Origin of the sequence: Marinomonas sp. (assembly GCF_039940335.1) — a bacterium.
Classification (GTDB): domain Bacteria; phylum Pseudomonadota; class Gammaproteobacteria; order Pseudomonadales; family Marinomonadaceae; genus Marinomonas.
This window is the reverse complement of sequence record NZ_JBDVGW010000010.1, coordinates 76,157-88,182: the sequence shown is the minus strand read 5'-3', so window position 1 is coordinate 88,182 and position 12,026 is coordinate 76,157. Positions and strand designations below refer to the sequence as shown.

11 protein-coding genes are annotated in these 12,026 nt (G+C 43.4%); 8 read left to right on the top strand and 3 right to left on the bottom strand.

Going from position 1 to position 12,026, the window contains the following annotated elements; translation table 11 throughout:
* Positions 1–144 precede the first annotated feature (144 nt).
* Positions 145–423: a hypothetical protein gene (locus ABJF92_RS06555; RefSeq protein WP_446815007.1), complete on the top strand. Its 279-nt coding sequence runs from the start codon at positions 145–147 to the stop codon at positions 421–423.
* 63 nt (positions 424–486) lie between these two features.
* Here the strand turns inward: ABJF92_RS06555 and ABJF92_RS06550 are convergent, their stop codons facing one another.
* Entirely contained in the window at positions 487–1,899 is a 1,413-nt protein-coding gene (locus ABJF92_RS06550; RefSeq protein ID WP_446815006.1) for a M48 family metalloprotease, read from the bottom strand.
* A gap of 32 nt (positions 1,900–1,931) precedes the next feature.
* Between ABJF92_RS06550 and ABJF92_RS06545 the strand changes: the two genes are divergently transcribed.
* On the top strand, positions 1,932–2,177 hold the full coding sequence (locus ABJF92_RS06545) for a sulfurtransferase TusA family protein (RefSeq protein ID WP_446815005.1): 246 nt from the start codon (positions 1,932–1,934) through the stop codon (positions 2,175–2,177).
* Positions 2,178–2,189: 12 nt separating this feature from the next.
* A complete protein-coding gene (locus ABJF92_RS06540; protein WP_446815004.1) occupies positions 2,190–3,251 on the top strand; it encodes an AI-2E family transporter in 1,062 nt (353 codons plus the stop codon).
* Positions 3,252–3,319: 68 nt separating this feature from the next.
* Here ABJF92_RS06540 and ABJF92_RS06535 read toward each other — a convergent pair whose 3' ends face one another.
* On the bottom strand, positions 3,320–4,945 hold the full coding sequence (locus ABJF92_RS06535; protein ID WP_446815003.1) for an alpha-glucosidase: 1,626 nt from the start codon (positions 4,943–4,945) through the stop codon (positions 3,320–3,322).
* Positions 4,946–5,175: 230 nt separating this feature from the next.
* Here ABJF92_RS06535 and ABJF92_RS06530 point away from each other — a divergent pair, with 230 nt between their 5' ends.
* On the top strand, positions 5,176–6,327 hold the full coding sequence (locus ABJF92_RS06530) for an MFS transporter (protein ID WP_446815002.1): 1,152 nt from the start codon (positions 5,176–5,178) through the stop codon (positions 6,325–6,327).
* A gap of 24 nt (positions 6,328–6,351) precedes the next feature.
* On the opposite strand, the gene ABJF92_RS06525 is transcribed toward ABJF92_RS06530, so the two are convergent.
* Positions 6,352–7,233 carry a LysR family transcriptional regulator gene (locus ABJF92_RS06525; RefSeq protein WP_446815001.1) on the bottom strand — a complete coding sequence of 294 codons (882 nt, stop codon included), beginning with the start codon at positions 7,231–7,233 and terminating at the stop codon, positions 6,352–6,354.
* 93 nt (positions 7,234–7,326) lie between these two features.
* Here ABJF92_RS06525 and leuC point away from each other — a divergent pair, with 93 nt between their 5' ends.
* The 4 genes from leuC (at position 7,327) to asd (ending at position 11,737) form a co-directional block, all read left to right on the top strand.
* Positions 7,327–8,754, top strand: coding sequence for a 3-isopropylmalate dehydratase large subunit (leuC, locus tag ABJF92_RS06520; protein ID WP_446815000.1), 1,428 nt, complete (start codon positions 7,327–7,329; stop codon positions 8,752–8,754).
* A gap of 19 nt (positions 8,755–8,773) precedes the next feature.
* The gene (gene leuD, locus ABJF92_RS06515; protein WP_445977037.1) at positions 8,774–9,424 is read left to right on the top strand and encodes a 3-isopropylmalate dehydratase small subunit; all 651 of its coding nucleotides are present in this window, start codon (positions 8,774–8,776) and stop codon (positions 9,422–9,424) included.
* 35 nt (positions 9,425–9,459) lie between these two features.
* Positions 9,460–10,539: a 3-isopropylmalate dehydrogenase gene (gene leuB / locus ABJF92_RS06510; RefSeq protein ID WP_446814999.1), complete on the top strand. Its 1,080-nt coding sequence runs from the start codon at positions 9,460–9,462 to the stop codon at positions 10,537–10,539.
* 79 nt (positions 10,540–10,618) lie between these two features.
* A complete protein-coding gene (gene asd, locus ABJF92_RS06505) occupies positions 10,619–11,737 on the top strand; it encodes an aspartate-semialdehyde dehydrogenase (RefSeq protein ID WP_446814998.1) in 1,119 nt (372 codons plus the stop codon).
* Positions 11,738–12,026 lie beyond the last annotated feature (289 nt).

The window sequence follows — 12,026 nt, the reverse complement described above, 5'->3', positions numbered from 1 at the left end:
TTTCAGGTGTATACGAAAAAAAAATGGAAGCAGGTGTTCAGGTCTTTTTATTTTAATTTTAAAGATTACTATACCCACATCCCAAGCAAACATAGCTTTGCTGAGAAAAATTAATTTTTAAAATATTATATTAAAGGTATCAAAATGAACTCTTTTACTAAATCTGCACTATCTGTTTTCGCTGCTGTTACTATTTCTGCTTCCGCTTTTGCAAGCAATGATGATAACACGATCGAGCGTATGTACACTGCGAAAGCTGGCGTTCAAGCGCTAGCAAAAACGTTAGAGAATCTAGGTGAAACTGTTAACACACACGTTGATTTAACAGATGCTAGAACCTTCACACAAAAAGAAGCAGTTTACTTAGCTAAACACAAAGAGCTTCAAGCACAATTTGATGAAATTAAATCTGAAAGATCTTAATTCAATGTGAAATTTAAAAGCCAGCTAAATTAAGCTGGCTTTTTTGTTTTTAGAATTATGATATTAATCGTCTTTTAAATCTTGATGAGTTTCAGCTTCTTTAATAAGTTTAAAACGCTCAGAGGATTTTATAATGACTTCTTTATCATTATTGAAAGCTTCATTCTTCGCACGCCGTATCAAAAATTGAGCCTCTTTTGTTTTGCCTTGGCTGAAATCAAGCAGAGAGCGATAATAGAGGGCCATGGGAATATTGTTGCTGTGTTGATAAAACTGAATGTTGGCGCGCCATATAAGACGTTTTTCGTATAGATACTCTGTGCCAAAATCGAGAGCTTTGGTATGTGACATTTGTGCTTTCAAGGTGGCAAAGAGCAAGTTTTTTGGCGCCAAATCTAGCTGATACTGAATGACTTTAATCGCTTGGTCACTCTCACCTGTTTTTATTAAACTCAAGGCTTTTAGGTACTCTGTATAAAGGTTGCTATCTGTAATTTCTGATAACAAGGTTAAAGACCTTTCCGGCTGATTGATTAAATATGAAAATAGCGCTTTAGCAAAGTTACTGGCATTTATATCGGTGATTTGTTGGCCTAGGTAGTCATAAGGTTGATCATTAAGGCCTGCTCGATAGGCAAGTACACTGGCTCTAAAATAATTAAACTCAGGGTTGGTCGCGGTACTAAAAATATCGTTTGATTTCTCGAAAGTTAATGAGTCTGCCAGACGATTATTAGGGGAAGGGTGAGTGGATAAAAACTCAAGGGTTGGTCTGCCTAAGGCTTTTTTGAAAAAAGCTTGGAAAAGCTGAGTCATACCTTCTTCTGGAAGTCCTGCCGCCGTTAAATACTCTCGTCCACGTCGATCTGCTTCTTGTTCTTGCTCGCGACTGTATTTAAGGGTGTTTTCAGCTTGATTGGCGATTCCCCCTAACCATAGCGCGGTCGTGGCATCGCCACCAGCCCCAGATAAAGCGGCTGCAATACCGGCTCCTAGCAGTACTAAGGCTTTGCTCAATTCTTCGGAGGATTGTTGTTTCTGTCTTTCGTAATGTTTTAGCTCTAAATGGGCAAGCTCGTGGGAAAGTAGCCCATAGAACATATTTTCATTATTGATCATCTCCAATATATCGGAGTAAATAAACATATGGTTGCCGGGGATGACAAAGGCATTACTTTGTGTGCTATTTAACAGCGTCATTTCGACGGTTTTGTTGTACAGTCGAGTTTGAGGTGTGAGCCTGGCGATAGCGTCTCTAAAGTATTCATATGCGGGTGGAAAGTCGATAAGGGCACGGCTGCCATTTAATTTACGAAACCAATATTGGCCTAATATGTAAGATGGGTTAGACAAGCTGCGCTCGTCTTTTATCGCGGCGATATCAGGTGTTTCTGCCAAAGATGTGTTTGTAAAACTTCCTGTAAAAACAAATACTAAGATGGTTAAGCGGCTGGTAACATGTTGAAATAGTCTCATAATAACGGGAATGATCTCAGCAAGGTAAAACGATGAATGATAGTGACTCTCAACAGTATGACGTAATCTTAGAGGCAAGAGAAGATCGTTGTCCAATGCCCTTGCTTAAAACCAAACTGGCATTAAGTAAAATGTCTTCTGGTGAGCTCTTGCGTGTTGAAGCCTGTGATGCAGGTTCATTGAAGGATATCCCTCAATATGTCGCGATGAGTAATTTAACGTTAGTTTCACAAACTGAAGATAATAATGTGTATATTTTTTCCATTCTTAAAAACTAAAACGGACCTTGTATGTTCAAAATTGTAGATTCTCTCATAAAACGCTACTTCTCTCATGAGGAGGTAGTGGTTTTTATTCTATTACTGATTTCTACCTTGTTTGTATTGGCTTTTTGGGGTGGCGTGCTAGCACCGGTATTGATCGCAGTAGTATTGGCTTTCCTACTACAAGGGGTGGTCGAAAAATTACGCCGTATTGGGGTTAATCATACGGCTTCAGTTTTTATCGTTTTTTTGAGTTTTATGGCCAGCTGTGGGCTGTTTATTGGTGTGATGGTGCCGATTATTTGGCGACAAGCAGTGCGTCTGGTAAATGATGCGCCGCGTATGTTTACGGTGATCCGTGACACAGTTCAAAGTTTTGCCGAAGGTAATAGTGAAATCGTTAGTCAAAAAGCTATCGATGAAGTGATTAATTCTATCGCCACAGAGTCTGCCAATCTTGGTCAATGGTTGGTGTCTTTTTCTATATCTAGCATTCCATCATTATTTTCATTGATGATTTATCTAGTGCTCGTGCCCTTAGTTATGTTCTTTTTGCTCAAAGATCAGGCGAAAATTCTTGCGTACTTAACCTCTTGGCTACCAAAAGAACGCCGTATGATGCGCAATATTGCCTCAGAAATGAATCAGCAAATCGCTAACTATATTCGTGGCAAGTTTATTGAAATGTTGGCCGTAGGGGTTGTTACCTATATCACCTTTTTAGTCCTAGGTTTACGTTATGCTGAGCTCTTGGCGCTATTGGTGGGGTTGTCCGTGTTAATTCCATTTATTGGCGCCGCGGCGGTTACGATACCGGTGGTTCTGGTGGCCTTTTATCAATACGGCACTCAGAATGAATTCTTTTATGTGGTTGGTGCTTATCTTGTGGTGCAAGCGCTAGACGGCAATGTGTTAGTACCCTTGTTGTTCTCGGAAGCGGTCAACCTTCATCCTGTCGCGATCATCATTGCGGTATTATTTTTTGGCGGTGTCTGGGGGTTCTGGGGGATTTTCTTTGCGATTCCATTGGCAACCCTAGTAAAAGCCATCATTAATGCTTGGCCAAACCAAGCATTATTAGAACCTTAGAATTTGTTTTTATGCTTTTGAATAAACAAGCTCAAAAGTTATTGAGCCTGTTTCGTTCTAGCGTGTCATTACGAATGGACAATGGCAAAGAGGGCAGAGCAGGGCAATAACACCATGGAGCTCTCCTCCAGATAGCCAGACTGTATCGCTTCTGGCATAACTTGTAGGGTTAGTTTCAACTCAGTTGGCAAAATTTTGTTTTGTTCTGCACAGTTTAAGGCGATTAACAGTTTCCTGCCTTCAAATTGACGGGTGAACACCAGAGTGGTTTCGTCATCATAGAGGAACTCAATATCTCCATAAATCAGCTCGGGATGCTGCTTGCGAAAATGCATGAAGTCCCGGTAAGCGTGTAACACAGAATGCCTATTGTCTTCTTGAACGCTCACCGCTAATGGGCGTTGGCTGTCTGCAATTGGCAGCCAGGGTTGATCAGAGTGAGTGAAGCCTGCCATTTGCTCTTCATTCCAAGGAATGGGCGTACGACAACCATCACGCCCTTTAAATTCAGGCCAAAAATTGATCCCAAAAGGATCTACCAACTGCTCCAAAGTGAGTTCTGCTTCAGGTAACCCCAGTTCCTCTCCTTGATACAAACTAATACTGCCTCGTAAAGAAAGTAGCATCAGCATATGGATTTTACTGCGAGCACTGTTGTAGCCATCGGTGTTCCAACGTGTCGCCACTCGTACCACATCATGGTTACTCATAGACCAGCAAGGCCAACCGTCACCCAAACCCTCTTCAATCGTTTGTATAGTTTGGCGGATGTGACTCATAGAGGCATCGTGAGTAAGTAAATCAAATGAGTAGCACATGTGCAGTTTATCTTTGCCTTGGGTGTACTCAGACATGGTTTTAAGGGAAAAATCGCAGCCTACTTCGCCGACAGTTGTGGTATTGGGGTATTTATCTAGGAGTGATCTGAGTCGTTGCAAAAAGGCAATGTTTTCTGGACGCGATTTATCGTAAAGGTGCAATTGGTATGCATAAGGGTTGTCTAAACGTACCCCGATACTTCCTTCTACTATCTCTTCTTTGGGTGGGTTATTACGAAGCTCTAGGTCGTGGAAATAGTAATTTGCAGTGTCTAATCTAAAACCATCAACCCCACGTTTTAGCCAAAACTCGACGGTTTCAAGTACCGCATCAACAACATCTGGATTGTGAAAGTTTAAATCCGGCTGACTGTCTAAAAAATTATGTAGATAGTATTGTCTTCTGCGACTATCCCAATGCCAAGCTGGCCCACCAAAAACAGATAACCAGTTATTCGGTACTGTGCCGTCAGGGTTGGCATCCACCCATACATACCAATCGGACTTGTCGTTATCTAGGCTGCTTCGAGATTCCTTAAACCAAGGGTGTTGATCTGAAGTATGGTTGAGAACTTGATCTATGATGATTTTAATATTGTGCTGGTGAGCCACTTCGATAAGCTTGTCAAAATCCTCTAGTGTGCCGAAAATTGGGTCAACATCGCAGTAATCGGAGACATCATAGCCAAAGTCCTTCATGGGAGATGTAAAGAAGGGCGATAACCAAATAGCATCGACTCCTAGTGACGCTATGTAAGGGATTTTTTCCGTGACACCAGTTAGATCACCAATGCCATCGTTGTTCGCATCGTAAAAACTGCGTGGGTAAACTTGATAAATAATACAGCCGCGCCACCATTCCTGTTCAGTGCTCATGGTTATTCTCCTATGAGGTTATGATGCGTTAAGGTTAAGAGTATTAGCCTTTGGGTAAAGGTCACTATTTAAGTGATACGTTGGTTATATCATAAGACAAAAATTATGCGCAGTTGAATGATTGCGTGATGCTTTTTGTCTATATTTCTAGCATACTTCCAATACAGCATACGCTTAACTGAAATTGTCTGCCGCTCGGTCGATGATAATTGATTTTTCTTGGATACATCATGTTTTCTAAAACTGCTCGCCCGGTAGCTTGGCCGCTCTTTATTTACTACTTTTTCTTTTGTGCGCTCATCGGCGTGATGATGCCCTATATCTCCGTTTACTATAAAAGCATAGGTTTGAGCGCTTCTGAAATCGGCTGGTTGATGTCCACATTTACCTTATCAGGTATCTTGATTCCATATTTCTGGGGCTGGCTTACTACGAAAATAGGTTTGCCCAAACGTGTCTTGCAGTTGGCGACCATCGGTTGCTTCGTCGCTCTTGTGCCATTCAATTGGAACAAAGACTTCCAAACTTTATTCATTCTCACCCTTGGCATGGCATTATTTTATTCTGCAATGTTACCAATGACAGATGCCTTGGCTGTACGCAGTATTCGTACCTTAGATGTTCCGTACACACGGATACGAGTTGGTGGGTCAATGGGGTATGTCTTTGCTGTCGCCATTGCCGGTTTTTTAATTGGACAGTTTGGCGCCGCGGTTGTGATTCCAGCCATGTGTACGTGCTTGCTACTGGCCGTTATTACGACATTCTTTGTTCATGAACAGGCTTATGAAAAAACCACAGCCAAAGAAAATGTGTCATTTTTTAGTGTGCTACTCACCCCTGAATCGTTGCTCTTCTTTGGCTTGGCATTTTTAGCCTTTATGTCTCATGCCCCTTTTAATGTATTTTTCGCTGTTCACCTTGAAAATCATGGCTACTCTGGGTCAAACATTGGTTTGATTATGGCCTTAGGGGTGATCATCGAAATCTTCCTGTTCATGTTTTTCGGTAACATGATATATCGCTTTCATATTTTCCATTTAGTGTCCCTGAGTTTCCTATGTGGGATTTTACGTTGGGCATTAGTGGGCTGGTTTGCTGATGTACTGTGGATTTTACTCTTTACTCAACTATTGCACTGCATCACGTTTGCATTGTTCCATATGGTGTCCATAGAGCAGATACGTCGACTGTTCCCAGAACGCATTGCTGGTCAAGGTCAGGCCATGTACAGCGCTTTTGCCATTGGCCTGGGTGGTGGACTTGGTATGGTTATTACTGGCTATATATGGGAATGGTTAGGGGGCTCTTGGGCGTTCACCGCCGCATCACTCGTCAGTGCGAGTGCGCTGTTAGTACTTTTCCTGAGTCAGCGTCGATAGACTTAAAGGCAGTGAAGAGCGAATTCAAGGTTGAATGATCTCGCTCTTCAACAATTCCATGAAGGCAATAGCGGCTCGGCTAAGAGTGCGTTGTTTGTGGTGAATAATCCCTAACTTTCTTTCTACGTTAACGTCTGGAATGTTTAATACCACCAGTTTATCGTCCACTAGGGTTGAGGGTAGCAATGACCAGCCCCAGCCTATGCTGACTAGCATGGCTAAAGTTTCCAAATTATTCGTATTCATTCTTACTTGGGGTTTTAAGCCGTGCTTGCCTAATGCTTGTTCGGCAATTTGTCGAGTAAAGGTATTTTTGTTTGGCAAGACACAAGCATAGTCAGCAAGATCTGTAAGACTCAAATTTGCTTGGTTTGCCAAGGGGTGATCTGCGCTCACCACGCAAGTCAGCGGGTCTGACCAAATAGCGGTAGATTCCAGCATTGGATGCTCTGCATGAGAAAGGGTAATTATCGCAAGCTCGGCTTGGCCTTTAAGGATTTGCTGGTAAGCATCTTCAGATTGAGTAAATTCAATTTCCAGCTGGGCATTTGGAAAGTCCTGTTGGAAGCGCTTTAAGGATTTTGGAAGTCTTCTTAAGCCCACATGGTGGCTGGTCGAAATACGTAACTCGCCACTTACGCCTTCCATTTGTAGGGTCATGCTACGTTTGATGTCTTGTAAATCCACGGCAATTTTTTTTGCCTTAGGCAGCAAGCGCAACCCCGCCTCGGTAAGTTGAACCTGTCGACCAATACGATCAAAAAGCTTAACTCCCAAAGCGCTTTCCAGCGCCGCAATACGTTTACTGGCGGCGGGTTGAGTAATAAACAACTGATTCGCAGCATCTGAAAATGAAGCGGATTCGGCCACTTTAATAAAGGTCAGGAGTTCAGTGATGTCCATCATTCCAAGAAATTATCCAAAACATGAAAAATATGAATTTGAGTTATTTAATACAAAGTTTTAGGATAGCGCAACAGGATATTTAGGAGAGAATTTATGTCAGCAAGAACCCTTTATGACAAGTTGTGGGACAGTCACCTAGTCCAGCAACGAGACGATGGTAGTGCCTTGATTTATATTGATTTACAGCTACTTCACGAGGTGACTTCACCACAAGCGTTTGAAGGGCTAAGAATAGCTGGGCGCAAGCCTTGGCGAGTTTCTTCTAGCTTGGCGACTCCAGACCATAACGTCCCCACTACTAAAAATGAGCGGGCTCACGGTGTAGATGGTATTGAAGATCCCGTTTCTAAAATACAAGTTACCACTTTAGATGATAACTGTAATGAGTTCGGCATTACCGAATTCAACATGAAAGATATACGTCAGGGGATTGTGCACGTTGTTGGGCCAGAGCAAGGTGCCACACTTCCAGGAATGACGGTAGTTTGTGGTGACTCCCATACCTCGACTCACGGTGCATTTGGTGCGCTTGCCCACGGTATCGGTACCTCTGAAGTTGAGCACGTCCTAGCAACTCAGTGTTTGGTTCAAAAGAAAAACCGTAACATGTTGGTTCGAGTAGACGGCGAATTGTCTCCGTGGGTGTCAGCAAAAGACGTTGTGTTGGCGATTATCGGTGCGATCGGTACAGCGGGTGGTACAGGTTACGCTATTGAATTTGGTGGTACGGGTATCCAATCTTTGTCTATGGAAGGTCGTATGACGGTCTGTAACATGGCCATTGAAGCAGGCGCTCGTGTAGGCTTGATCGCGGTTGATGATACGACACTAGAGTACGTAAAAGGTCGCCCTTATGCACCAAAAGGTGAGCAGTGGGATATGGCGGTGGCCGCATGGAAAGATTTAGTGTCTGATACTGATGCCAAGTTTGATGAAGTGGTGGTGATCAAAGCTGAAGATATTAAGCCTCAGGTGACTTGGGGAACATCTCCAGAAATGGTTATCGCCATTGATCAACCTATTCCTAAAGCAGAAGACCAAACAGATCCCGTTAAAAAAGAAGGTTATGCTCGAGCTTGGAAATACATGGGGCTTGAAGGCAAAACCAGCTTAGCTGATGTCACCCTTGATCGTGTTTTCATCGGTTCTTGTACCAACTCACGTATTGAAGATCTTCGTATTGCGGCTGAAGTCGTAAAAGGCCGTAAAGTTGCAACGACATTGAAACAAGCGATTGTCGTTCCAGGCTCTGGCTTGGTGAAGGCGCAAGCCGAAAAAGAAGGTTTGGATAAAGTTTTCGAAGAAGCGGGTCTTGAATGGCGCGAACCTGGTTGTTCAATGTGTTTGGCGATGAATGCGGACAAATTAGGTAGCGGTGAGCACTGTGCTTCGACTTCAAACCGTAACTTTGAAGGTCGACAGGGCTTTGGCGGTCGTACTCACTTGGTGAGTCCTGCTATGGCGGCGGCTGCCGCAATTGCCGGTCACTTTGTTGATGTAAACGAGTTGGTTAAACACTAGACCTTAATTAGGAGAAACTATGCGTCCTTTTACGAAACATACAGGGTTAGCCGCACCTCTTGATTTGGCTAATGTTGATACAGACATGATTATCCCTAAGCAGTTCTTGAAGTCCATCAAGCGCACTGGGTTTGGCAAAAACTTGTTTGACGAGTTGCGCTATGAAGATGAAGGCCAGCCTGACCAAGAATGTACGGGCCGCCCTTTACGTGAAGATTTTGTACTGAACCAAGAGCGTTACGCTGGTGCGAGTGTGTTGTTAGCTCGTCAAAATTTTGGTTGTGGTTCAAGTCGTGAGCATGCGCCGTGGGCCTTAGATGACTACGGTTTTCGCTCAATTATTGCGCCAAGCTTTGCCGACATTTTTTACAATAACTGTTTTAAAAATGGTTTATTGCCGATTGTTCTACAAGCAGAAGAAGTGGATCAACTGTTTGCAGAAGTAACAGCCAGCGCCGGTGCTAACATTGTGGTTGATCTTGAAGAGCAAACGGTTACGTCACCTTCTGGCGCTAAGTTTGAATTTAGCGTTGATAGTTTCCGTAAACATTGCCTATTGAACGGTCTAGACGATATTGGCTTAACCTTACAGCAAGAAGCACATATTCGCCGCTACGAAGAGAAGCGCATGAATGAAGCGCCATGGTTGTTTTTATCCCGTGGTGAGTAATCAGACAATTATTATTTAAGGATTTAGGTAGCAAGATGACACAGAACGTATTGATATTACCAGGTGATGGTATTGGTCCAGAAATCGTAGAGCAAGCTGTACGTGTTTTAGATGCAGTGACTGAGCAGTTCTCATTGGACATTAAGCATGAGTCAGCGCTAGTTGGTGGCTCTGCCTATGATGAAACCGGCTCTCCATTACCAGAGGTTACCCTTGATAAGGCCAAAAACGCTGATGCTATTTTGCTAGGTGCAGTGGGTGGCCCTAAATGGGATGGTCTAGACATGGCCGTACGTCCAGAAAAAGGCTTGTTAGGCTTACGCTCTAATCTTGAACTTTTCTCTAATCTGCGCCCAGCTATCTTGTACCCTCAGCTTGCTGAAGCTTCTAGCCTAAAGCCTGAAATCGTTGCTGGTTTAGATATTTTGATTGTTCGTGAGTTAACCGGAGGTATTTACTTTGGACAACCTCGAGGTATTCGTACTCTAGATAACGGTGAGCGCCAAGGCTACAACACTTATGTTTACAGCGAGTCTGAGATTCGTCGCATTGGCCGTTCTGCTTTCGAAGCGGCTCGTCAGCGTGGCAAACGAGTATGCTCTATCGATAAATCCAACGTACTTGAAGTGACTGTACTTTGGAAAGAAGTCATGGAAGAAGTGGCGAAAGAGTATCCTGATGTCGAATTAACCCACATGCTAGTGGATAATGCTGCTATGCAGCTTGTTAGAGCGCCAAAACAGTTCGATGTAATGGTTACTGGCAATATGTTTGGTGATATTCTATCTGACGCTGCTGCCATGCTGACAGGCTCTATCGGCATGTTGCCGTCTGCGTCCTTGAATGCACAAGGCCGTGGTATGTATGAGCCATGTCATGGTTCTGCGCCAGATATTGCAGGGCAGGGCATTGCCAACCCATTGGCAACAATTTTATCTGTTGCTATGATGTTACGCTATTCTCTAAATGCCAAGCAAGCGGCTGATGCTATTGAAGTTGCCGTGAGCAAAGTTCTAGATCAAGGTCTAAGAACAGCGGATATCGCATCAAATGGTTGTAACACAGTTAGTACTCAAGCCATGGGCGATGCGGTACTAGCAGCACTAAAAGCTTAATAGCAAACGGTTATTGAGTGTTTTCATTCGGGATAATGCTCTTGGTATGAGCGACCCCACAAAAAAAGGTAGTAAAACCATGTCAAAACAAACTGTAGGTTTAGTCGGTTGGCGCGGAATGGTCGGTTCTGTGCTAATGCAACGTATGCGAGAAGAAAAAGACTTTGATCATATTGAGCCAGTCTTCTTCACCACCTCGCAAGCAGGTCAAAAAGGCCCTGAAATTGGTCAAGACATTCCACTTTTACAAGACGCAATGGACATTGAGTCTCTACAAAAAATGGACATTATTATCACCTGTCAGGGTGGTGATTACACCAAGGCTATTTATCCTCAGTTACGTAAGGCTGGTTGGAAAGGTTACTGGATTGATGCCGCATCTTCTTTGCGTATGGAAAAAGATGCCATCATTGTATTGGATCCAGTTAACCAAAACGTTATCAAGCAAGGTTTGCAAGATGGCGTGAAAACCTTTGTAGGTGGTAACTGTACCGTTAGCTTGATGTTGTTAGCATTGGGTGGTTTGTTTGAAAAAGGTCACATCGAATGGATGACATCCATGACCTATCAAGCAGCTTCTGGTGGCGGTGCTCGTCATATGCGTGAACTGATTAACCAAATGGGGATGCTACAGTCTTCTGTTGCAACTGAGTTAGCAGACCCTGCCAGTGCCATTCTAGAGATCGACCGTAAAGTTGCTCAGCAAATGCGCTCAAATAGCATGCCTGTTGATCAGTTTGGCGTACCGTTAGCGGGTAGCCTGATCCCTTACATCGATTCACAGCTGGAAAATGGCCAGAGCCGTGAAGAGTGGAAGGCTCAAGCGGAAACTAACAAAATTCTGGGCAACACAGGTTCTATCATTCCTGTTGATGGTTTGTGTGTACGTATTGGTGCGATGCGTTGCCATAGCCAAGCCTTCACTATTAAGCTAAACAAAGATATCCCTGTGGCGGATATCGAAGGTATGCTAGCTGAGCACAACCAATGGGTTGATGTGGTGCCGAATGATAAGCAAGCGACTATGGAGCGTTTAACGCCAACGGTAGCGACCGGTACATTAGGCATTCCAGTTGGTCGTATTCGTAAGTTAAATATGGGGCCTGAGTACATTAGTGCTTTCTCAGTAGGTGACCAGCTATTGTGGGGTGCTGCAGAACCTCTACGTCGCATGTTGCGAATCTTATTGGCTGACTAATCGCCAGAATTCGTTTACGCGATACAGAAGGTGCTGACGTGATTGTCAGCACCTTTTTTTATGGCGTTGAAAAATCATTGCTCGTGACATGAAGCTGTGCTATTGATAAGTCATGGAGTGGTTATTAAGTGGTTGAAGTTTGGTATTAATATTTAATCCATTATTCATCACAAGTATTTACATTCTAGACGTTGAAATTTACCCGCATCATCCTTAGATTATAAGTATGAGCATAACAAAGGAGAGCAAAAACTTAGCAAAAACAAACTTTTAACACAGAAGGATAATT

Bases quoted from the DNA above. Each gene is read 5' to 3' on its own strand.
- ABJF92_RS06530 (WP_446815002.1), top strand. From the start codon at position 5,176: ATGTTTTCTAAAACTGCTCGCCCGGTAGCTTGGCCGCTCTTTATTTAC.
- leuB (WP_446814999.1), top strand. From the start codon at position 9,460: ATGACACAGAACGTATTGATATTACCAGGTGATGGTATTGGTCCAGAA.
- leuC (WP_446815000.1), top strand. From the start codon at position 7,327: ATGTCAGCAAGAACCCTTTATGACAAGTTGTGGGACAGTCACCTAGTC.
- asd (WP_446814998.1), top strand. From the start codon at position 10,619: ATGTCAAAACAAACTGTAGGTTTAGTCGGTTGGCGCGGAATGGTCGGT.
- ABJF92_RS06555 (WP_446815007.1), top strand. From the start codon at position 145: ATGAACTCTTTTACTAAATCTGCACTATCTGTTTTCGCTGCTGTTACT.
- ABJF92_RS06550 (WP_446815006.1), bottom strand. From the start codon at position 1,899: ATGAGACTATTTCAACATGTTACCAGCCGCTTAACCATCTTAGTATTT.
- leuD (WP_445977037.1), top strand. From the start codon at position 8,774: ATGCGTCCTTTTACGAAACATACAGGGTTAGCCGCACCTCTTGATTTG.
- ABJF92_RS06540 (WP_446815004.1), top strand. From the start codon at position 2,190: ATGTTCAAAATTGTAGATTCTCTCATAAAACGCTACTTCTCTCATGAG.
- ABJF92_RS06545 (WP_446815005.1), top strand. From the start codon at position 1,932: ATGAATGATAGTGACTCTCAACAGTATGACGTAATCTTAGAGGCAAGA.
- ABJF92_RS06535 (WP_446815003.1), bottom strand. From the start codon at position 4,945: ATGAGCACTGAACAGGAATGGTGGCGCGGCTGTATTATTTATCAAGTT.
- ABJF92_RS06525 (WP_446815001.1), bottom strand. From the start codon at position 7,233: ATGATGGACATCACTGAACTCCTGACCTTTATTAAAGTGGCCGAATCC.